Here is a 21,972-nt window from a genome sequence, read left to right on the forward strand (position 1 = left end):
AGTATGCTGTAGATAACGGAAGCGCGGAACGGAGAACATCATGAGCAGTCCCACCCAGACGGAGCCCGAGACCCGAGCAGCGGAGAAGCTGCTGAGCCAGCTCAGAGACGTGGTCCCCGACGCGCGGATCGATGAGACTCCCTCGGAGAGGGATTCCCGTTCCCGGGACCGTTGGCCCGAGGCCGGCAAGTGGTCCGAAGCAGAACAGGACCGTCACCGCCCCTGGGCGGTGGTCAGGCCGGCCAGCGTGGAGGAGGTCTCTGCGGTCATGCAGGCCGCCCACGCGGCCGGAGTCCCGGTGGTGCCGTTCGGCGCGGGCTCCGGAGTGGTGGGCGGGGTGGTGAACGAGGGCGCCTTCATCTCCCTGGACCTCGGCGCACTGACGGCCCCTCCCGTGTTCGACGACGCGCGCGGCGAGGTCACGGTCGGCGCAGGCGTGCTGGGCGCAGACCTGGAGGCGGCGGCGCGGGAGCGCGCCCGCCGCATCCCGCACTATCCCCAGTCCCTTGCCCTGGCGAGCGTCGGCGGGCTGGTGGCCACCCGCTCATCGGGGACTTTCAGCAGCAAGTACGGCAACATCGAGGACCTGCTGGTGGCCCTGGAGGTGGTCCTGGCCGACGGGTCCATCGTCAGGACTCGGGCCGTGCCGCGGTCCTCGACCGGGCCCTCGATCGCCCAGCTCTTCGTCGGAAGCGAGGGCACGCTGGGCGTTATCACCTCGGTCACGCTGCGCACATTCCCCGTCGCGCAGGAGTCCCGCTTCCGGGGGGTGGCGTTCCGCGACCTGGCCGATGGGCTTGCGACCGTCCGGAGCATCCTGGATGAGGGGGTCACCCCGGCCGTCATCAGGCTCTACGATGCCGACGAGGCCGAGCACCTGTACGAGCGCGCGGGCCTGGCCGCCGACGGCAAGGTCCTCCTGATCCTCGGGTTCGACGGCAATGCCGCGGTCGTGGCCGCCGAGGAGGAGGTGTCCCTCGCCGTCGCCGCGGGCCACGGGGGCGAGGACCTGGGCGTCGGTCCAGGCGAGACCTGGGAGCGCACGAGGTTCGACGCGAGCTGGCTGGAGCGCGGCAATGCCGGGAAGGGCATGATCGCCGACGCCATCGAGGTCTCCGGGGCCTGGCCGGAGCTGCACGGGCTCCACAAGAGCGTCCTGTCCGCGATGCGGCCCCATGTCGACCGGGCCTATGCCCACTACTCACACTTCTACCCCAACGGAGGCGCCGCCTACTTCATCTTCTTCGCCTCCGGCAGCAACCGCGAGCAGGCGCTGGAGAACTACCGGAACGCCTGGGACGCCGCACTGCGGACCGTGCTTGAGGCCGGAGGGTCCGTGAGCCACCACCACGGAGTCGGCGAGGCGCGCAAGGATTGGATGGCCCGGGAACACGGTTCCGCCCTCACCGTGCTGAAGAAGCTCAAGGCGGCACTCGACCCCACGGGGATCCTCTCCGCCAACAAGCTGGGCCTCAGCTCCGGTGAAAGGACAGGACGATGACGACCAACGCACCCGTCGCGTTGACGATCGGAGACCCTGCCGGCATCGGCCCCGAGCTGAGCCTGCGGATCGCCTCCGAGCCCGCCTTCATGCCAGAGCAGCCGCTGGTCCTCATCGGCTCGTCAGCGCTCCTGCGCCGGGTCGCCGATCAGGTCCGGCTCGACGTCGAGCTCCGCCCGGTCCAGGACCCCGCGGAGGCGTCCGTCGAACCCGGCGCAGCCTACGTCCTGGACATCCCCATGGACGCGGGCGCGGTCGTCCCGGGAGCAGTGTCCGCATCCTGCGGCCAGGCCGCCGTGGACGCGATCACCGCCAGCGCCCGCCTGGCGCTCGAGGGCAGGGTCGCGGCCGTCTGCTCGGCCCCGGCCAACAAGGAGGCGTTCAACGCCGCCGGCCACCACTTCGAGGGCCAGACCGAGATCTACGCCAACCTGACCGGCACCGACGCGTTCCACACCATGCTGATCGGCGGGCCGCTGCGGGTGAGCCTGGTCAGCGCCCACTGCTCCATGCTGGAGGCTGTCGCCCGAGTGAAGGCCGACCGCATCAAGCGCATCCTGGGCGAGCTGCACTCCGCGATGCGGCAGCACTTCGGCGTTTCCGAACCCAGGATCGGCATCGCCGGCCTGAACCCGCACGCCGGCGAGAACGGAGTGTTCGGCACCGAGGAGATCGAGCACGTCAGGCCCGCCCTGGAGAAGTGCCGGGCAGAAGGCATGGACCTCAGCGACCCCCTCGCAGCCGACAGCCTCTTTGCTGCCGCGGAAGCCGGCCGGTACGACGCGGTCCTGGCCATGTACCACGACCAGGGCACCATCCCCCTGAAGCGGTACGGATACGTCACCTACGCCGCCGGGCTGCCCATCATCCGCACGACCGCGGGGCATGGTACGGCCTTCGACATCGCCTGGCAGGGCAAGGCCGACCCCGCGCTGCTTTCACGCGCCGTCGCCCTGGCCGGCAGCCTGGCCAAGACTGCCGCCGCGGCGCCATGACCGGGATCGCGCCCGCCATCGGCATCGTCGCGGACGACATCACCGGAGGAGCCGCGATCGGGGCGGAGATCGCCTCGATGGGCCACGCCGTCGACGTCGTCCGCCTCAGCCCGGCATCCCAGAGGCCGACACCGCCCCATACGGTGATCGTGGAGACCGGCAGCAGATACCTGCCGCCCGACGAATCCGCACGAAGGGTCCAGGAGGCCGTCGCGGAAATGCGCCGAGACGGGCTGCCCGTGCTCATGAAGAAGATCGACAGCACCCTGAAGGGGAACGTTGCCACCGAGCTGGCTGCCTTCGCCGACAGCCGGCCCGGTCCCCTGCTGATCGCCCCCGCATGCCCGGAAGTGGGCCTGGCACTGGTGGGTGGCCGGCAGATCACCCGGCGGGGCCCGGGCGCCGACGTCGCCGACCTCCTCGCGGCGTCGCTCTCCGGGAGGATCCACATCCTGGACCTCGAGACCGTGCGCCGGGGCAGGGACGCCGTCGCGGGCTGGCTCCGCCAGCATGCCGGATCGACGGTTCTGGCAGACTCCGAGACCCAGGCCGACCTCGACGAGGCCGCAGCCGGCGCTGCTGCCGCCGGTGTCCTCTCCTACGCCGGAACATACGGCCTCGGCAGAGCCCTCGCCGCCGCCTTCCTCGAGCCGGGCGCCGCGGCCGCGCAGTTCTCTCCCCCGCCGGTGGACCGCGTCCTGGTGCTGGCCGGATCCGCCTCCGACGTGACGGCCCGCCAGATCCGCGAGCTCGTCCTCGCGGGGGCGGAGGAGATCGTCGTGGACATCGAGGCGGTCCTCCAGGGCCAGATTAAGCCCGAGGCAAGGCGGGCCGGGCTCCTTGCCTCGGCCTCCGAGGCTAAGGTCATCGTGGTCCACACCGCCCCGGGCCTCACACAGGAGCGCGTCCGTCGTCATTGCGGACAGCATGGCTGGACCGAGCGGGACCTCGCGCTCTCCCTCGCCCTGCCCTTCGCAGAAGCGGCGCGTGCCGCAGAGGGAGCCGCGGTCTACTTCATAGGGGGCGAGACAACGGGTGCCATCGCCGAACTCCTGGGACTGCAGGCCCTCACCGTCCACGGCGAATGCACCCCGGCCGTGCCCTGGGCCACCACCAGCACCCCCAGCCCCTGGCCTGTGTTGCTCACCAAGCCCGGCGCCTTCGGCACGGACCGCGCACTGGCAGAGGCCGCCGACCTGCTCCTCCGCCACCATCCCGGCCAGCGCCGCGGACCCGTCCACGCGGGACACATCAGCCCACTGCCGGGCTAGGCCCCCGGCGCACACCTACCTTCCCGACCCGCCGCGCCGACTGCCCTTCCGCGGGCGACGTACCCGGCCCTCATCCACGAGGACAGACATGCCCCCTCCCTTCATTCCAAGCTTCCGCCTCGACGGGAAGACCGCCGTCGTGACCGGTGCCGGCCGAGGCCTCGGCCGGCACACCGCCCTCGGGCTGGCCGAGGCCGGGGCCCGTGTGGCCCTCGTCGCCCGGAGCGAATCCGATCTGGCGGACACGGCGGCCGAAGCGCGCTCCCACGGGTTCCACGTCCAGGCCTTCCCAGCGGACGTGACGGACGCGCAGGCGGCCGACGAGCTGCTCGGGCAGATCACGCAGAGCCTGGGTGCACTGGACATCCTCGTCAACGGAGCCGGGACGAACATCCAGCAGGCAGCTCTGGACGTGGACGAAGCATCATGGGACACCGTCCTGAACGTGAACCTGCGCGCCGCCTTCTTCCTCTGCCAGGCCGCCGCACGCAGGATGATCGAGGCCGGAACCCCGGGGCGGATCGTGAACATGGCCTCCCAGATAGGCGAAGTCGGCTTCTACAAGCGGGCCGCCTATGCCGCCAGCAAGGGTGGGCTGGTGCACATGACCAAGGTCCTCGCGCTCGAATGGGCACCCCATGGGATCAGGGTCAACTGCGTCGGCCCCACCTTCATCGACAGCCCACTCGCCCGGCAGATGTTTCAGGATCCCGAAATCGCCGAGGAGGTCATGAAGCGCATCCCTATCGGCCGGCTAGGAAAGCCGTCCGAGGTGGCCGCGGCCGTCCTGTACCTCGTCTCCGAAGGAGCAGACCTAGTCACCGGGCACCACCTGCTCGTCGACGGCGGCTGGACCGCCCAGTAGACCACCACCAGGCAGAACCAACAGCAAAGGAGCTGAAATGAAGGTCGGAATCATCGGCGTCGGCAACATGGGCCGACGCATGGCCGAACGCCTCGTCGCAGCCGGACACGAGGTCCACGCCTACGACCCCCGAGAGGAAGTCTCACTCTCCCTGCCCGAGATCGGCGCCATTCCGGCATCCTCGCCCGCCGTGGTGGCCGAAGAAACCCAGGCGGCCATCCTCATGGTGCTCAACTCTACCCAGGCAGAGCAGGCGATCTGGGGCGAGCACGGGTACGCCGCCGCCGCTTCCGTCGACTCGGCCCTGAACATCATGAGCAGCCTGCCGCCTGCCTTCGTGGCCGAGACCGCCAGGAGGGCGGAGGGCAGATTCCGGCTCGTCGACTCCCCGGTCAGCGGCGGAGTCGAAGGCGCCGCCGCAGGGACTCTGACCATCATGGCCTCAGGTGACAAGACTGCATGCGAGGCCGTCCGGCCCCTCCACGAAGCGCTGGGCAAGAGCGTGATGTGGCTTGGTCCTCAGCCGGGGCTCGGCGCGACCATGAAGGCCGTCAACCAGGCCATGTACTTCACCGCCATGGCCTCGGCCGCCGAAATGGTGGCAACCGCAGTAAAGGCCGGACTCGACCCCGACACCGTCGTCGACGTCGTCGGGATGAGCAGCGGGGACAGCTGGGCACTGCGCAACCGCGTCCCGCTGAGCTGGCGCAGCGACTACACCAGCGGCGGAGCCCTCGCCGTCGCGCTTAAGGACATGGACGCCGCACTCGAGCTGGCCGAGCATCTCGAAATCGAGGCGCCGATCACTAGGGCAGCCGCCCAGATCGTCGCCGAAGCCGCTCGGCGACACCCAGAGGGAGGAGACGACCCCCTCATCGTCGAAGCCGTCGAGGCCCGCAGCGGGCTCAAGCTCTCCGAACGAACCCGGAAGAGCTCCTGACCCCGTACTTCAACCCGAATCCACTGAGCCGCGTCCGGGGCCCGTGCCAGACCGACGGCTCCGCGCAACGCCACGCCGCCGCTCGAAGAGGAAGGGCCGCCCCGTCACCTGTCGCAACGAAGGCAGTTCCGAAGTCCATCCATTTCCGATCCTTCAAAGGAGGCCATCATGCGAGTGCTCGTCTTCGGTGGTGCAGGTTTCGTAGGAGCGCGCGTCTGCGAGGAGCTGGCTGCGCGCGGGGACGAGGTGACGACGTTCGACCACGTGAAGAGGGATGATGCTCCCTGGCCGCAGATCGTCGCCAGCATCGACGAGCGCACCGACGTGCGCGCGGCCATCCGGTCCGCGCGCCCGGAGCGGATCGTCAACCTCGCGTATCTCGTGGGTCCCCCTGCAGAACAATCACCGGCCGCTGCGATCCAGGTCAACGTCCTCGGCTCGGCCCTGCTGCTCGAGGAGGCCGCGGCGGCCAAGGTCGCACGGGTCGTGTACGCGAGCTCGATCGCAGTCTACGGAACGAGACCTGAGCGTTTCGGCGACCGCGACGTCATCGAATCAGACGGCATCCCCGCGCTCGATCACGCCAACTCCTACGGCGCGACCAAGAGCCTGGCAGAGTACTTCGCGATAGCCGAGCGTGCGCGGACGGGGCTGGAGACCTGCGGCATCCGATTGAGCATCGTCGTTGGTCCCGGGCGGGAGCGCGGCTTCACCGCGTGGATCTCGCAGATCATCGCTGCCAGCCGCGAGGGACAGCCGGCAACGGTGCCGGTATCGCCGGAATTCCCGATGAGCCTGATCTCCATCGACGATGCGGCAGCCGCGATCGTGGCCGCAATCCGGCACGACGGTCCCCTGCGTCCCGTCTACAACTCTGGTGGCAGCGACGTGACCGCCGCCAATGTGGTCAGCGCGCTCGGGGCCGGGGACCTCGTCCGGTGGGCACCCAACCCCGAGGGCGAACGCGCCGCCAGTTACGTGCACCGCATCTCGCACGCGGTAATCAAACACGATCTGGGCTTCGTTCCAATGCCGATCTCGCAGTATCTCAGCGCGCAGCGCGACGGACCCGCGAAGGCCGGACACGAAGAGCCAGCCACACCCGGGTGAGCAGGGACGGCGCACGCGGACGCCAGCCCCGGACGACGCTCGCCCTTCGACGCAACACTGCGAAAGGGCAATTGTCCCCGCGCTGACATCCGTAGGAGCGAACGCAGGCGGGGAAACGCACGATGGTTTGGCGGGCCTGCGCCAGGTCGCAGTCACCGCCATCGCGGCGGGACAGCCGCGGGCGACCCCACGGCGCCCAGGGACAGACGCTGAGCCGCCTCTGGGCCTACATTCCTGCAGCAAACAATGAAAGAATGCGCATCCGGCTGTTCGGATGCGTCGGCGGGGGCCTCTGCGCCCCAATGGAAGGGATATCCCAAATGCCACGATTCATCCATCTTCTCCCCTGGCCACAGGGTGGGTGCTGCAGTGCGTAGGACGAAGATCGCCGAAGTCTCGACCCATCTGGTCGGCAACTACGCCTTCGTCCGCATCCGCACCGAGGACGGCGCAGAGGGTATCGGTCAGAGCGGAAACTTCGGCTTCCCGCAAGTGCTCGAACCGATGCTTCAGCCGCTGCGTCCGTCGCTGCTCGGCCAAGACCCCGACGAGATCGGCCGGCTCCACCGCGAGATCACCCGCGCAGTATCGGTGCGCGGCCAGGCGCTCACATCGACGGTGGGCGCGGTCGATCTGGCGCTATGGGACCTTAAGGGCCGGCGGTTCGAGACGCCCGCCTACAACCTAATGGGCGGGCGCCAGCGCGAACGCGTACGGCTGCACCTGCTCACCGGCATGAACGCGTGGCCCCGTACCGCAACTGCCGACGGCCTGCTGGCCGAAGCCGCCGATGCCGTGGCGGACGGTTTCACCGCCATCAAGGTCGACCCCTTCGTGGAGGGCGAGGACGGATACCATCTGCAGACCAGCGCCACCCGCATCCGCAAGGCCGTAGAGCTCGTCGAGGCGATGCGCGACCTCGTCGGACCGGACGTTGATCTGGGCGTCGAATGCCATCGCAAGCTGACCGCAGCAGAGGCTGTCCAGTTCGCCGATCAGCTCGAACGGTCCAACATCTACGTCCTCGAGGATCCGCTGCCCCCGGACAGCATGACCGAGCAGTTGCGCGTGGCGAAAGCCATCCGCGTACCGCTGGCTCTCGGGGAGCGGCACGACTCGATCTATGAGTTCGAGGACCTGCTCGAGGGCGGTGCACCGGACTTCCTGCGCCCGGACGTCGGTCACATCGGGGGGCTCACCGCGGGGATGAAGATCGCCACGCTGGCTGAGGCGCGGCATCGGCAGATCATGGCGCACAACTTCCTGAGCCCCTATCTCACCGCTGCGACGCTGCAGTGGTATGCAGCCATTCCCAACGTCAGCACCCTCGAGTGGAATCCGCTCGACGAGGAGCCGAACCGCGCGGCGATGCTTACAGCGCCGCTGCCGCGGAACGGCGGCTGGCTCGAGGTCCCTGAGGCGCCGGGTCTGGGCGTCACCCTGGCGCCAGGGTACCTCGAACACGGACCGGCCTTCTCCGCTCCACCTGCACCGGGGTCGGTTCGTGGACTGGACGGGGCGATCCACGCGGTATGAGTTCGAGCCGCGTCCCACCGGCTTCATCACCGGAGCCCCGGGATCGGCGGGGCCGCCGCTGCGAGGTTGAACGGGCGAGACCGTTCTGCTTCGTCCACGAGCTCCGGGGCTCACCGCGGAGCGGTTGCGCGGCCGGTCGCCTCGGCGGAGCCCGGCACTGCCGACACGACGTCATCGTCGCGCAAACTCGTCGATGAGTTCTGCATCGAACCGGCCAGCCTCGCCAGCCCACATGGCGCGGGGAGTTCGAGCCGTTGGTCGGGTTGTGCCCTGCCTCCTCGGATGTGCCGGCCTATGTCGCGAGCGGGCACGCCATTCCAGCGCTCTTGAGGCAATCCAATAGGGAGTCCGCGGAAGCGGCGCGGGTCGGCAGCCTTCGTCCCGGACGAAGATCAGGAGCAGGGTCCTCGATATGCGCCACGTTCTCCCGCTGCCAGATCGCGGGGGCGCAGGACGAAGTGTGGGACGAATCCTCACGGTGGCCCGGAGCTGCTCCCCTCTCATTGCGGAGAGCCACGGAAGGCCCAATGCGCTGAGGCTGTCCCCGCAAGACAGAGAAGAGCTTCGGCCTCAATCAGGTGCATCAAAAAGTTTATGATGCATTCTTGCGGTAGCAGATGCATTGTCTGTATGCTTGATGTGAATTGGAACACAAACATCGATTGTGAGGTTGGTCAATGGATACCACCGTCAAGGGCGAAGCGTGAGGGCCCTGCGTCTGCACCGGGTCGAGGCGGCGCCCTCGATCGACTCGGTGGAGCTCCCGACCGCCTCTGATGGCCAGGTTCTCGTACGCGTTCGCGCCGCCGGGATCTGCGGCTCGGACCGGCATATCGTCGCCGGGCACAATCCCCTTCCGGAGTACCCGAGGACACTCGGGCACGAGGTCGCCGGAGACGTGGCCGCCGTGGGAGCGGGCGTTGCGTCCATCGGCGTCGGCCAGCGGGTGGCAGTGAACTTCCTGGTCAGCTGCCGCTCCTGCGAGTACTGCTCCGAGGGCAGGGCATCGCTCTGCACGAACAGGGTGGGCATCGGGGTCGCGCGCGACGGCGGTCTGGCCGAGTACGTCCTCGTCCCCGAGAACAACGCAATCCCCATCCCGGACAACGTGCCCTATGACCATGCAGCCATCGCAACGGATGCGTTCGCCTCGCCGCTGCACGCCATCCGTCGCTCCGGTGTCCGGGCAGGAGATGCCTGCCTCGTGGTCGGTGCTGGCGGGCTGGGGCTCAGCGCAGTCCAGCTCCTCGTCGCTCTGGGGGCGGGGTCGGTGACCGTCGTGGACACGGAACCGCTGGCGCTCGAGGCTGCCCTGCGGGCCGGAGCAACGACGGCGACGACTGCCGAGGAGCTGAAGGCCCGCGGAACCCGCGACCGGCTGGAGGATCGCGTCCGCCACTCGTTCGACTTCGTGGGATCCCCGGAGACGGTCCTGCTCGCCCTGGACGCAACGGGCCGCGGCGGCCGGGTCAACGTCGTGGGCCTGAGCGACCGGACGCTCCAGCTCGTCCGCGGTGAGGTGCTTGTGCGTGAAGAGAAGACGATCGCGGGCTCCTACTCGTTCGATGCTGCGGAAATACGCGAGGCGCTGGACCTGATGGCCAGAGGCCTGGTCCAGCCCGAGCTGGTCATCGGCGGCCGGATCGACCTCGACCAGGCTGTGGACGCCCTGCACCCGGACGGCCGACACGACCGCAGCACCGGGCGGACCGTTGTCCGGCTCGACCCGGCACCACTCGAGAAGGAGACCGTGCCCGCGTAGCGGACAGGGACCAGCTGCATTTCACCAACCCACCAGACAGCCTGCTCGGGCACTCGCCTTCGGCATTCAATGGAGAATCACATGAGCAACGACGCCACTGCATACACCACAGTCCCCCCGCGGGCCCGACAGAAGACCTCCATGGTCCCCATCGCCCTGGCCACGCTCAGCGGATCGGCCCTGGAATGGTACGACTTCTTCCTCTACGGCACCGCCGCAGCCCTGGTCTTCAACAAGATCATGTTCCCCACCACCGATCCGTACATTGGCACACTGCTCGCCTTCGGCACCTATGCCCTCGGCTTCCTCGCCCGCCCGCTAGGCGGCATCGTGTTCGGCCGCCTCGGCGACCGCATCGGCCGCAAGGCCGTGCTGATCCTGACCCTGGTGATCATGGGCGCCGCGACAGTGGGCATGGGACTCCTCCCCACCTACGCCATGACGGGTCTGGCAGCCCCGGTGCTGCTGATCGCATTGCGCCTCGTCCAGGGTCTCGGCGCCGGAGCCGAGTTCGGGGGGGCCGCCATCCTCGCCGTCGAATTCTCCAGCCGAGGCCGCCGTGGACTCCACGGCTCCTGGCCCGCCGTCGGTGTCTTTGTCGGCCTCCTGCTCTCCTCGGGGATCTTCGCGATCATGACGACAGCGCTGTCTCCTGAGGCGTTCCTGGCCTGGGGCTGGCGCATCCCGTTCCTGTTGAGCATCCTGGTCGTTGCCACCGCCCTCATCATCCGGGTCAAGGTTTCAGAAACCCCCGCCTTCGAGAAGCTCAAGTCCGAGGACCAGGTTTCCAAGCAGCCCGTGCGCGAGATCCTCCGCACCCAGAAGAAGCCCCTCTTCATCCTGATGGGTGCGCAGGTGGCCCAGAACGGCAACTCCTACGTCTACCTGACCTTCGCCACGTCCTACATCGTCGGTACGCTCGGCCTGGCCAGCAGCCTCGGGCCACTGGGTGTCGCCTTGGGGGCAGCCGTCACCCTGGTGACCATTCCCTTCTTCGGCTGGCTCTCGGACCGCATCGGCCGCAAGCCGGTGATCCTGTTCGGCGCCCTCTCCGGGGCTGCCTTCGCCTTCCCATTCTTCTGGCTCCTGCAGACCAAGTCGGAGGGTCTGGTCCTGCTGGCGCTGGTGATCGGCATCGGCGTGGGCAACGCCGCGATGTTCGGGCCGCAGGGGGCCTTCTTCTCCGAGCTCTTCACCTCCCGGGTCCGCTTCAGCGGCCTGTCCATGGGCCGCGAGATCGCCAGTGCAGCCGTCGGAGGCTTCGTCCCCCTGGTTGCCGTGGCCCTCGTGGGCTGGTCGGGCCACTTCTGGCCGGTGGCCGTGCTGACGATCCTCATCTGCCTCACCGGCGTGCTGGCCATGTCCTTCAGCGCCGAGACGAAGGACCGTTCTGTCGAAGCCGCAGAACTGCGATGACGGAGGCGCGGGGGACGCTCCCCAACGTCGGGATCATCGGCATCGGCCAGATGGGCTCGAACATGGCCGAGAGACTTGTCAAGACCGGCCACAGGGTCAGCGCCTACGACCCGCGGCCTGAGACGGTCCCGCGGCTGGCTTCCATAGGGGCCGCCCCCGCTGGCAGCGCGTCAGAGGTTGCCCGCGAGGCCGACATCGTGCTGCTAATGGTGCTCGACTCCGCCCAGGCAGAAGAAGCGATCTGGGGCAGGGACGGGTTCGCCGCCGGCGCCGCACCAGCCTCAGTCCTGTGCGTCGGGAGCAGCCTTCCCGCTTCCTATCTCGCCGACCTCGCCGGCCGGGCAGCCGGGCGCTTCAGGCTCGTAGACTCGCCCGTCAGCGGCGGCATCGAGGGCGCCAGGGCGGGGACCCTGACCTTCATGGTGGCAGGAGCCGAGGACGCCGTCACCGCGGCCCAGCCGGTCTACAACGCACTCGGGAGGCGGGTGCACCGCCTCGGTACGGCGCCAGGGCTGGCTGCCACCATGAAGGCGATCAACCAGGCGATGTTCCTCTCCAGCCTTGCCTCGGCCGCCGAGATGGTAGTAACCGGTGCCAAAGCCGGGCTCAGCCCGGAGGCCATCATCGAGGTCGTCAGCCACAGCAGCGGGGACAGCTGGGCCCTGCGCAACAGGGTCCCGCTGAGCTGGCGCAACGGCTACGTGAGCGGGGGCTCCCTGACGGTCATGGACAAGGACATCCGCACCGCGCTCGCCCTGGCGGAGGACCTCGGCGTCGATGCGCGGGTGGTGCGGGCAGCAGGCCTTGCCGTACAGGAGGCCTATGACCGCCACAGCGGCAACGGGGACGACCCGATGATCGTCGAGACCATCGAAGCCCGGGCCGGGGCAAGCCTCTGCCGAGGCGAGGCCGCGGGAGAGGCATGAGTCCCTCTTCTCCGTCCGTCGTCGTCCTGAGCGATGACATGACCGGTGCCGTCGCCGCGGCCGGAGAAGCCAGGCGGGCCGGCAGCACAGCGGAGGTCACCTCCTGGGACGCGGTTCCGGAGGTGACGGGGGCGCAGGTCCTCGTGGTCGACACGAACAGCAGGCTCCTTCCCCCTGACGAGGCCCGTCGCAGGGTCCGGGACCAGATACAGCAGGCCCGCGAGCGGTTCGGCGACGCCGTCATGTACAAGCGGATAGACACGCTCCTGCGCGGCAACACCGCGGACGAGGTACGCGCCTGGCGCGAGGCCATCGCAGTTCCGGCCGTCCTGGTCCCGGCTGCGCCGGCCTGCGGGATCACCACCCGAGGAGGCCACCAGCTTCACCGGGGAGCACCGATCGAGGTCTCCCCCGCTGCTCAGGACGCCCCGCGCACCCAACTCCAGGGACTCCTGGCCGCAATGCCCCTCGGGATCGGGGACATCAAGGCCACCACGTTCCGGCTCAGACTCCAAGAAGCGCTGCGCCAAGGCAAGGACGTCCTCCTGGACGCCAGCGACGAGGCCGACATCACCCAGATAGCGCGGGGCGCCGCGCGGGAGCACGCCAGGGGCACACAGTTCGGGCTCCTCGGCTCCTATGGTTTCCTTGGAGCCTGGATCGAGGCCCGCCTCGCGCCGGCCCCCCCGCGGGCCGGTGGCGCCTTGGTCGTCGCCTCCAGCTACCAGCCCTCGACTCTCCGGCAGGTGGAAGCCCTGGCCAGCAGGCCCACAGCTGTGGTCGTGGACGGAACCTCCGGGGAGCCCAAGGACTTAAGGCGCGCCATCGACGGCCTGCGGGACGGGCGGGACGTCGCCATCGTCACCGCCGGTCGGGGAACGCCGGCGAAGCCCAGCGCCGCAGCGGCGCACACCGCCGCCACGATGGCAGGCCAGGTCCTGCGGCAGGCGACCCCCATCGGCCTGGTCCTCCTGGGCGGCGAGGTCTCCTCCGCCCTCCTCCGCCTTCTGGCACCGCGCCGCCTCGCGGTGGCGTGCGAGCCCTGGCCCGCCACCCCGGTCATGAGGCTCGAGGGCGGCGCGCACGACGGCCTGCTCGCCGTCATCCAATCCGGCTCACAGGGCGAGCCCACCCGTACGCTGCACGCGATCGACCTTCTCGCGGCGCTCGGCACAGAGCGGCCGCACACGCGCGGCGCCAACGAAGCAAGACCACCCGAATCCAGAGGAGCACACGCATGAACCCCCTGCCCACCATCGGCATCACCTGCGGGGACCCGGCCGGAATCGGCCCGGAGATCGTCCTGGCAGCCGCAGCCGACCCAGCTGTGCGGCAAGCCTGCCGCCCGGTGCTGATTGGCGACGTCGACCACCTCCGGCGCACAGCCAGGCTGACTGGACTAGGTTCACCCATCGAGGACCTCACGGAGGCGGGCCCCAACGCCATCGCAGTCAAAGACGTGCCCAGCGTTCCCTCGAATCTGCCCTTCGGGGCCGACTCGGCGGAGGGCGGCGAGGCCGCCTACAAGTCGCTAGTGGCCGGTGTGGGGATGGCAGAGGGCGGAGAAGTCGAGTCCCTCGTCACGGCCCCTATCAGCAAGAGGGCGCTGCATATGGCCGGGCGCGGTCATCTCGGCCACACGGAGCTGCTGGCCGAGATGACGGGTTCGCCGTGGTCACTTACCTACTTCACCGTGAAGAACCTCCGGGTGCTCTTCCTCACCCGCCACCTCGCACTTCGCGAGGCTCTGGACAGTATCGACGGCGACCTCATCCTGCGCACCGTCGAACGATTCTGCTCCGTGTCCCACATGGTCGGCCTCGATTCACCACGTCTGGCGCTTCAGGCCATGAACCCCCACGGCGGCGAGGGAGGACTCTTCGGGACCGAAGAGATCGACATCCTGGCCCCCGCAACGGCCAAGGCCCGCGACCTGGGCTTCGACCTCCACGGCCCGATCCCCGCGGACTCCGTCTTCGCCCTCGCCATGCAGGGCTGCTACGACGTCGTCGTCTCCCTCTACCACGACATGGCCGCCGGCATCTGCAAGTCCATCGACTTCCACGGAACCGTCAGCACCACCCTCGGACTTCCGTTCCTGAGGTTCTCCGTGGACCACGGGACGGCCTTCGACCTAGCTGGCAAGGGGACCGCTGACCCGGCGAACATGGTGGCCACCGTCCTGCGCGCAGCAGGGTACTCGTCGTCGTCCGCGGGACACCGAAGCGCCGCAGTGCCTGCTGCGGATGTGCGCTGAGGCGTGTTTGGAGGCGCCGCCGTCTCCCGGAGATGGTGGTGGCGGATCCGATCCCGTAGCGCACTGGCGCACGCAGAGACGGGTCAGCGACCGGTCAGCCGCCTGGCCCGCCGCACGGTGGCGGCGTCGGCCATCGCCCCGGCGGAGTCCGAGAAGGCTCCCTTTCCCTGGGCGACCATGAGCTCGTACTCGTCCACAAGCAGGTTCGCCGCCGCCACTTCCTGGGGCGTCGGAGTGAATACCTGATCCGCGATGGCCGCCTGGCGGGGGTGGATGCATGCCCGGGAACCGAAGCCGATGTCCCGCAGCCGCCCGCAGCTCTCACGGAAGGCCACTTCGTCGGCGTAGTCCGCACTGACCGGAGCGACCGGGGGCAGGAGGCCGTAGGCGCTGGAGTGGACAACGGCCCAGCTGCGAGCCCATCCCATGCCCTCGTCAGAGGCCCCGCGGTGACCGAGGTCAGCCGCGAGGTCGATCTCCCCGATCTGGATCTGCACGCCGCCGGCGGCGATGAGGGCATCGAGAGCGAGGAGCCCTTTGGCGCTCTCAACAAGAAGGCCGACCCCGGGTGCGTCTTCCTCGCCGGCGAAGACCCCCGCGACATCTCTCACCACGGAGGCGTCCTCGGCCTTGGCGATCCAGACCCCACCCGGCATGCGGGAAGCGCTCCGGAGGAGCTGCGCGTCCCGCACCCCCTGGGCGCCAGCGTTGACCCGGACCCAGAGGGATGCCCCCAGGCTCCCCCGCCCGAGGGCGGAGAGCGCGGCCTGGCGCGCAATATCCTTGCGCGCCGGGGCGACGGCGTCCTCGAGATCGAGGATGACCGCCCCGTGCTTTCGGGCAAGGCCCTTCTCGACCAGGCGGGGCTGGTCCGCCGGGACGTACAGATGGGATGCGATCATCAACTGACCACAACCGCTGTCACAGGGAAGGGATCGTCCCCGCGCTCTCCGGAGAGGTGCTCGGCCAGCGCGAGATAGCTGTTTGCGGTATGCTGCCGAGTCGCCTCTGCCACGCGCTCCAAGTCCCCGGCCCGGGCGGCGGCGACAATCTCCCGATGCTCGACCTCGGCCTCAGCACGCCGATAACCCAGGACACGCAGGATGTCCCACGGGTACCTGTGCCACAGCGCGGCGATCTCGTCGCGCAGCCCCTCGTCGCCACAGCGTTCGAAGAAGGCGAAGTGAAAGCGCCGGTTGAGGTCCGAGAAGGCGATCGGGTCATTCGCGCGCTCGGAGGCCTCCATCCGGGCACAGTACTCCTCGACCTCGTGCAGGTCCCGCGGGCTCATCCCCCAGATGGCCCGCTGCATGGCGTACGGCTCCAGCAGCTGGCGAAGGAGGTACACAGTGCGGACCTGCGCCAGGTCGGCGGTGGCCACCCGTACTCCTCGTCGCGGCTCGGAGGTGAGCACTCCCTCGGCCTGTAGGACTCCCAGGGCCTCCCGCACAGGCGTGATGCTCGTGGCGAACTCGGCGGCCAAAGCACTCTGGGCGATATGCGCCCCGCGCGGGAGCTCGCCCGCATTGATCCTCCGACGCAGCTCGGCCGCTATGGAGTCCCGTTTCGTCGTCATCATCGGCGCCTTTCGTGCGAGACCGCGATACTCCCACATTTATACCATCGACCCGCTATAGGCACTACTTTGCTAAAGAATCGATTTTTCTTGACTCTAATGCATTTAACTGGCACTCTGGATGAGACGAACCGCCGCAAGGGGCGGCCTCCGAGAGCGATGGAGCTTCTACTGATGCCGGGTATCGACCGCGTGACCCTGACGATGATCACGGACAACTATGTAGACATGCTCCTGCCCGACCTTCCGAACGTGACCCGGACCGGGCTGGCACACCACTTCGACCCCAAGACCGAGTGCGTGCAGGGCGAGAACGGGATCGCCCTGCATGTCGACGTCCGCTGGGGACGCTACCGCTATCAGGCCCTGTTCGACACCGGGATGTCGCACCAGGTGCTCCTGCACAACATGAAGGTCCTCGGCCTCGAGGCGGACGAGATCGACCACATCGTCCTCAGCCACGGCCACCCCGACCACTACGGCGGGCTCGAGGGGCTCCTGCGCCACCGCCAGGCGCCAACCCCCGTGTCCGCCCACCCGGACGCCTTCGCCCCGCGGTACCTGCGTCTCGCGTCGGGCCAGGTCGCCCCGTACTTCAACTACGGGCTGACGAAGGAGGCCATCCGGGACAGCGGCGGCCTGCTGGTCGAGCACACCGAGCCGTTGGAGATCGGCCCCGGACTCATCGCCAGCGGACCGATACCCCGGGTCGAGGAATTCGAGAAGGCCCCTACAGATCTCTCGGCTCCGAACGCCCTTCTCCATATCAGGGACGGCAAGATCGAGCCCGACATTGTGCCCGATGACCAGGCGCTGGTGATCCAGGTCGGGGACGACGGGATCGTCATCCTCGCCGGCTGCAGCCACGCGGGCATCATCAACACCATCCGCTACGCCAAGCAGATCACGGGCAGGGACCGGGTGGTCGGCGTCTTCGGCGGCTTCCACTTGGGCTTTCCGGGCACACCACGGTCCAAGACCGACAAGACGATCGAAGCCCTCCGGGAGCTGAATGTCGAGGTCATCGCCCCCAGCCACTGCACAGGCATGGAGTCCATCATGGCGATCGGGGAAGCCTTTCCCGACCAGTTCATGCTCAACGTCACCGGCTCCAAGGTCACTCTGCAGGCCGGGACGCAGCCGGTGGTGGACCTCGACGTCGAGGCCCGCCAGAAGATCGGCCTGCAATGAGGGCCGTCCGGCTCCATGCCGTCGGCGAGAGGCCCACGGTAGACGAGCTCCCGGTACCCGCACGAGCCAAAGGCCAGGCGCTGATCCGTGTCGGTGCCGCGGGCCTGTGCGGCTCCGACGCCCACATCGTCACCGGCCGCACTCCCCTGCCCGCCTACCCCCGAGTGCTCGGCCACGAGGTCGCCGGCACCGTAGAGTCCGCTGACGAGGACAGCTCCTTCCGCCCTGGCGACAGGGTCGCCGTGAACTTCCTCGTGACCTGCGGGAGCTGCCGCTACTGCTCGGCAGGCCGCAGCTCCCTCTGCCTGCACCGGGAAGGACTCGGCGTGGTGCACGACGGCGGCTTCGCCGAGTACCTGGTCGCACCCGAAGCCAATCTGGTCCCAGTGCCCGCAGCCGTCCCATTCCGGCACGCTGCGCTGGCCACCGACGCCTTCGCCACCCCGCTGCACGCCATTTCCGCGAGGGCGGGGGTGGGCCCCGACGCGGTCTGCGCGGTCATAGGAGCAGGAGGCCTCGGCCTCGCCGCCGTGCAGCTCCTGCGGGCCCGCGCCGCCAAGAGCATCTTGGCCGTGGACGTCAGCCCGCTGGCCCTGGAGCTTGCGGGCACGGCCGGCGCCACCGAAACGCGGACCTTCGACGACGCCGCTGCACTGGCAGCCGGAGGCGGCCCCGCGGAACTGGGCGCTGACTTCGTCTTCGACTTCGTCGGCAGCCCGGAGACCACCCGGCTCGGAATCGAACTGCTGGGCCGAGGAGGCAAGCTCGTCGTCGTTGGACACAGCGGGGAATCCTGGCGCACCCTGCCCGGCAGTTCCATGGTGCGCGATGAGAAGGCGGTCATCGGCTCCTACTCCTTCGACAACTCGGAAATCCGGGAAGCCCTAAACTTCATGGGCCGCGGACTGCTCGATCCGGAGACCTTGATCGGACGGACCACCGACCTCGACGGAGCCGCCGGAGCGCTGGCCCCCTCCGCCCCCCGCACCCCGGGACGTACCGTCGTCGTCCCCTCCCCGGAATGACTGCACCAATACTGAAAGGACGACGTCCATGACTGACTCACGCGAATTCTTCATCGGCAACGGCTTCTCGCGCCTCACCGGACCCCTCGCCGACAATGTGGCCAAGTTCGACGAGACCCTCGACAGGGCCCGCGAGGAAGCCGGCTTCGAGCCGAAGGGGAATCTCAACACCCCCGTGATTACGGCCGAGTTCCCGGGATCTCCGACGGACCTGCCGATCAACTTCCTCGCGCTGCCCAACCGGCAGATGGACTACTGCCTCATCCGGATCCAGCCGGGCCACGGCTTCCCGGAGCACGTCCACGGCTACGGCGACGAGATCTACCTCGTCATCTCCGGCCAAGGCAAGGTGCGGATCGATGGCGTGCTCTACGATGCCGGGCCCATGGATGTCTTCCACCAGCGGACCGGCATCGCACACGAAGTGTTCAACCCTTCCGGGAATACCGAAGACTTCTGCGTCTTCGCCGTCAACACCCCTGCCGTCCAGCACAACCTCCGCTCCGCCTACTGGGGTATCCCCGTGCAGAGCGCGATGACGGACGGCGAGGGCCGGTACCACCACGGAGAAACACCGTGACCCTCCCCCTCGCCGGCATCACCGTGGTCGCCGTGGAGCAGGCGGTCGCAGCACCCCTGGCGACCCGCCACCTGGCCGACCTCGGCGCCCGGGTCATCAAGGTCGAGCGGCCAGACGGCGGGGACTTCGCCCGCGGCTACGACCGCACCGTCAACGGCCTCTCCAGCCACTTCGTCTGGCTCAACCGCAACAAGGAGTCCATCACCCTGGATCTGAAGGACGCCGAGGGCCTGGAAGGACTGCGGCGCCTCATCGGGCAGGCAGACGTCCTCGTTCAGAACCTTGCACCGGGCGCCTTCGAACGGCTCGGGCTCGGCATCGACCAGCTCCTCCGGGACAATCCGAGGCTGATCATGTGCAGCATCTCCGGATACGGCGACGGTGGCCCGCTGCAGCACCGCAAGGCCTACGACCTCCTGATCCAGGCCGAAGCCGGGCTGCTGTCCGTCACCGGCACCGAGGCGGAGCCCGCCAAGTCCGGGATCTCGATCGCGGACATCGCCGCTGGCATGTACGCCTACAGCGGCGTCCTGTCCGCACTGTACGAGCGCGAGCACACCGGGAAGGGCAGGCACCTCTCGGTGGCCATGCTCGATGCCCTCGCCGAATGGATGGGATACCCCTACTACTACGGGCACTTCAGCGGCCACCGTCCGGTGCGCGCAGGGGCCCATCACGCGGCCATCGCGCCTTACGGGCCGGTGGAATGCCTCGACGGGTCCGTCCTGCTCGCGGTGCAGAACGAACGGGAATGGCAGCGACTCTGCCTGGAAGTCCTGGGCGAGCCGGAGCTGGCGCACGACCCGCGGTTCAGCGAGGTGAGCCGACGGGTTGCGCACCGCGCCGAACTCGACGAGCTCATCGGGCGGCGGCTGGGCAAGCAGCGTGTTGCCGACGTCCAAGAACGGCTTGAGGCAGCGAAGATCGCGTACGGCACGATGACCGACGTTTCCGACCTCGCTGCCCACCCGCAGATCGTGGCCCGTGAGCGCGTGGGCACGGTGCTCACCGAGCAGGGGCCGATCCCCAGCTTCTCGCCAGTCGTCACAACGGAGGACTGGGAACCGCGAAGGGACCCCGTCCCTGCATCCGGGGAGCACACCCACCAGATCGAACGATGGCTCGGCACAGTCGAAGTACCCGCCAACTGACAACACCCCCCGAACGAGGGTTCGTCCGCTGCAAAGGAGCAAAAATGGACACACCCAAGCACCATCCGGAGCGGTCCGCCCGGCGGGCAGCCGGCGCAGCCGCCATCGGCAGCACCGTCGAGTGGTACGACTTCGCGCTCTACGGCGCGGCGGCGGCCCTCGTCTTCAACAGCCACTTCTTCAGAGCCGACAACCCCTCCTCCGGCCTCATCGCCGCCTTCGCAACCTTCGCTGTCGGCTACTTCGCGCGGCCCTTCGGAGGCCTCCTCTTCGGCCACCTGGGCGACAAGATCGGCCGCAAGCCGATCATGATCCTCACCCTCATCCTCATGGGGGGGAGCACCACCCTCATCGGCCTCCTCCCGGACTACTCCATGATCGGGATCGCCGCACCCGGCCTGCTCGTGCTCATGCGCGTCGTCCAAGGCCTCGGAGCCGGCGCCGAGTACGCCGGCGCCATCACCCTCTCCGCCGAATCCGCTCCCGTGAGGAGACGCGGGTTCTACGCGTGCTGGTCCGCCTCCGGGGTTTGGATCGGCAGCGCCCTCGGCCTGCTGTCCTTCCAGGCAATGCTCACCATCACCGGGGACAGCTTCTACACCTGGGGCTGGCGCATCCCGTTCCTCCTAAGCGTCATCCTGCTCGCCATCAGCCTCTACATTCGCCGCCGCGTCTCCGAGACGCCTGAATTCAAGGAAACGCGAGACGCCGGCGAGGTCGAGCGGATCCCCCTGGTACGGCTGTTCAAGACCGAGAAGCGGCGCCTGCTCATCGCCCTCGGATCCAACTTCCTCCTCTCCGGTTTCGCGTACGTGCCGCAGGTCTGGGCGCTCTCATACCTCACCAACAACCTCAAGGTCGCCGCGCTGCTCGCGCTCGGACTCAATGCCGGGATGTTCCTCTGATCAGCGCCGCGGGCGTCCCCTTCTTCGGTTCCCTCGGCGACCGCATCGGGCGCCGCCGCCTGTTCATGGCCGGGGCAGTTCTTGGAATCCTCTGGCCCGTGCCGATGTTCCTGCTGATCGACACCCGCCAGCCAGTGCTGATCCTGATCGCCCTGGTCGTCTGCTTCGGCGGTGCAGTGGGCGCGGCGATGGCCGCCCAGGCCGGCTTCCTCACCGAACTGTTCCCCGCCGAAATCCGCTACTCCGGCGTCGCATTCGCCAGGGAGATCAGCGGCGCAGTCCTCGGCGGCACCGCTCCCGTCATCGCCACGATCCTCTACGCAGCGACCGGCAGCTGGTGGTCCATCGCAGGGCTCATGGTTGCCAACGCCGTCATCACCCTGATCGCGGTCTACTTCTCCAAGCACTTCCGCACCGAGAACAGCCTGGACGTAGAAAGCGTCCCGAAGAACGAAGGGCAACGTCTGGCAGCGACCGGCTGACAGCCACCAAGTGCCGTGTGGTGGGAAGATCTGAGCCACCGGCCTACTACCCCTTGCATAGCCTCTACCAGCTCAACGGACCCCCAGTGCACTGGTCAGATGGGTGAGCCATTGAGGCTTCCTGAGAAAGGTCCCGCGGATTCGCGGTCCGACCATCAGATCCTCCTGGACGCCATCGCAATGGGGGGACCAGATTCCCAACGACGCGCATCAATCGCACAATCGGCCAATGGCAAGGTCGGCGCCGTTAGGGAAGCCGCGGGCCGTCAAGCCATGGAGACCCAAGCGCTCAGACATCGATGCGCACACACAATGGGAGCACGCGGGGCTACTTGAGCAGCCAGACTTCCTGGTCTGGCTGGGGTTGCAATCGGAGAGTATTCTCCAGATATTTGGTGCCCAAGGTGTGCCCACAGGCCTCGCGACGAGGCCTGTGGGCACAGGTTAAACGACGAAACCCCACGCGGACGTGGGGTTTCTCTA

The 21,972-nt window shown here is 68.4% G+C and carries 20 protein-coding genes; 18 read left to right on the plus strand and 2 right to left on the minus strand.

Annotated features, from left to right (window positions below; genetic code table 11):
- Positions 1-40 precede the first annotated feature (40 nt).
- From LF262_RS14330 to LF262_RS14385, 12 genes are all read left to right on the plus strand, one after another.
- The gene (locus tag LF262_RS14330; RefSeq protein WP_235781079.1) at positions 41-1,501 is read left to right on the plus strand and encodes an FAD-binding oxidoreductase; all 1,461 of its coding nucleotides are present in this window, start codon (positions 41-43) and stop codon (positions 1,499-1,501) included.
- Positions 1,498-2,496: a 4-hydroxythreonine-4-phosphate dehydrogenase PdxA gene (gene pdxA, locus LF262_RS14335; protein WP_235781080.1), complete on the plus strand. Its 999-nt coding sequence runs from the start codon at positions 1,498-1,500 to the stop codon at positions 2,494-2,496. Before LF262_RS14330 ends, pdxA begins: the two co-directional genes overlap by 4 nt.
- The gene (locus LF262_RS14340) at positions 2,493-3,767 is read left to right on the plus strand and encodes a four-carbon acid sugar kinase family protein (protein WP_235781081.1); all 1,275 of its coding nucleotides are present in this window, start codon (positions 2,493-2,495) and stop codon (positions 3,765-3,767) included. The genes pdxA and LF262_RS14340 overlap by 4 nt, the downstream gene beginning before the upstream one ends.
- Before the next feature lie 88 nt (positions 3,768-3,855).
- The gene (locus LF262_RS14345; RefSeq protein WP_235781082.1) at positions 3,856-4,632 is read left to right on the plus strand and encodes an SDR family NAD(P)-dependent oxidoreductase; all 777 of its coding nucleotides are present in this window, start codon (positions 3,856-3,858) and stop codon (positions 4,630-4,632) included.
- A gap of 37 nt (positions 4,633-4,669) precedes the next feature.
- Positions 4,670-5,572 (plus strand): NAD(P)-dependent oxidoreductase, encoded by a 903-nt coding sequence (locus LF262_RS14350; protein ID WP_235781083.1) that lies wholly within the window; start codon positions 4,670-4,672, stop codon positions 5,570-5,572.
- Positions 5,573-5,740: 168 nt separating this feature from the next.
- Positions 5,741-6,682 (plus strand): NAD-dependent epimerase/dehydratase family protein, encoded by a 942-nt coding sequence (locus LF262_RS14355; RefSeq protein ID WP_235781084.1) that lies wholly within the window; start codon positions 5,741-5,743, stop codon positions 6,680-6,682.
- Between the two features lie 369 nt (positions 6,683-7,051).
- On the plus strand, positions 7,052-8,218 hold the full coding sequence (locus LF262_RS14360; RefSeq protein WP_235781085.1) for a mandelate racemase/muconate lactonizing enzyme family protein: 1,167 nt from the start codon (positions 7,052-7,054) through the stop codon (positions 8,216-8,218).
- A gap of 703 nt (positions 8,219-8,921) precedes the next feature.
- A complete protein-coding gene (locus tag LF262_RS14365; RefSeq protein WP_235781086.1) occupies positions 8,922-9,980 on the plus strand; it encodes an alcohol dehydrogenase catalytic domain-containing protein in 1,059 nt (352 codons plus the stop codon).
- A gap of 81 nt (positions 9,981-10,061) precedes the next feature.
- On the plus strand, positions 10,062-11,396 hold the full coding sequence (locus tag LF262_RS14370) for an MFS transporter (protein WP_235781087.1): 1,335 nt from the start codon (positions 10,062-10,064) through the stop codon (positions 11,394-11,396).
- A complete protein-coding gene (locus LF262_RS14375; RefSeq protein WP_235781088.1) occupies positions 11,393-12,322 on the plus strand; it encodes an NAD(P)-dependent oxidoreductase in 930 nt (309 codons plus the stop codon). The genes LF262_RS14370 and LF262_RS14375 overlap by 4 nt, the downstream gene beginning before the upstream one ends.
- Positions 12,319-13,563: a four-carbon acid sugar kinase family protein gene (locus tag LF262_RS14380; RefSeq protein WP_235781089.1), complete on the plus strand. Its 1,245-nt coding sequence runs from the start codon at positions 12,319-12,321 to the stop codon at positions 13,561-13,563. Before LF262_RS14375 ends, LF262_RS14380 begins: the two co-directional genes overlap by 4 nt.
- A complete protein-coding gene (locus tag LF262_RS14385; RefSeq protein WP_235781090.1) occupies positions 13,560-14,579 on the plus strand; it encodes a PdxA family dehydrogenase in 1,020 nt (339 codons plus the stop codon). Before LF262_RS14380 ends, LF262_RS14385 begins: the two co-directional genes overlap by 4 nt.
- 83 nt (positions 14,580-14,662) lie before the next feature.
- Here the strand turns inward: LF262_RS14385 and LF262_RS14390 are convergent, their stop codons facing one another.
- Positions 14,663-15,481: an HpcH/HpaI aldolase/citrate lyase family protein gene (locus LF262_RS14390; protein WP_235781091.1), complete on the minus strand. Its 819-nt coding sequence runs from the start codon at positions 15,479-15,481 to the stop codon at positions 14,663-14,665.
- Complete coding sequence (locus LF262_RS14395; RefSeq protein WP_235781092.1) at positions 15,481-16,155, minus strand: GntR family transcriptional regulator; 675 nt, start codon at positions 16,153-16,155, stop codon at positions 15,481-15,483. The genes LF262_RS14390 and LF262_RS14395 overlap by 1 nt, the downstream gene beginning before the upstream one ends.
- 174 nt (positions 16,156-16,329) lie before the next feature.
- On the opposite strand from LF262_RS14395, the gene LF262_RS14400 reads away from it, so the two are divergent.
- Genes LF262_RS14400 through LF262_RS14425 form a run of 6 tightly spaced genes read left to right on the plus strand, consistent with a single transcriptional unit; the run spans position 16,330 to position 21,489 of the window.
- Positions 16,330-17,346 carry an MBL fold metallo-hydrolase gene (locus LF262_RS14400; RefSeq protein WP_235781093.1) on the plus strand — a complete coding sequence of 339 codons (1,017 nt, stop codon included), beginning with the start codon at positions 16,330-16,332 and terminating at the stop codon, positions 17,344-17,346.
- A complete protein-coding gene (locus LF262_RS14405) occupies positions 17,343-18,371 on the plus strand; it encodes an alcohol dehydrogenase catalytic domain-containing protein (protein ID WP_235781094.1) in 1,029 nt (342 codons plus the stop codon). Before LF262_RS14400 ends, LF262_RS14405 begins: the two co-directional genes overlap by 4 nt.
- Positions 18,372-18,399: 28 nt before the next feature.
- Positions 18,400-18,951 (plus strand): cupin domain-containing protein, encoded by a 552-nt coding sequence (locus LF262_RS14410; RefSeq protein ID WP_235781095.1) that lies wholly within the window; start codon positions 18,400-18,402, stop codon positions 18,949-18,951.
- Entirely contained in the window at positions 18,948-20,102 is a 1,155-nt protein-coding gene (locus LF262_RS14415) for a CaiB/BaiF CoA transferase family protein (protein ID WP_235781096.1), read from the plus strand. The genes LF262_RS14410 and LF262_RS14415 overlap by 4 nt, the downstream gene beginning before the upstream one ends.
- 44 nt (positions 20,103-20,146) lie before the next feature.
- Positions 20,147-21,007 (plus strand): MFS transporter, encoded by an 861-nt coding sequence (locus LF262_RS14420; protein WP_235781097.1) that lies wholly within the window; start codon positions 20,147-20,149, stop codon positions 21,005-21,007.
- Between the two features lie 44 nt (positions 21,008-21,051).
- Positions 21,052-21,489 (plus strand): MFS transporter, encoded by a 438-nt coding sequence (locus LF262_RS14425; RefSeq protein WP_235781102.1) that lies wholly within the window; start codon positions 21,052-21,054, stop codon positions 21,487-21,489.
- The last annotated feature ends 483 nt before the right edge of the window (positions 21,490-21,972 follow it).

The sequence above is a fragment of the Sinomonas notoginsengisoli genome (genome assembly GCF_021554725.1).
In the GTDB taxonomy this organism is placed as follows: domain Bacteria; phylum Actinomycetota; class Actinomycetes; order Actinomycetales; family Micrococcaceae; genus Sinomonas; species Sinomonas notoginsengisoli.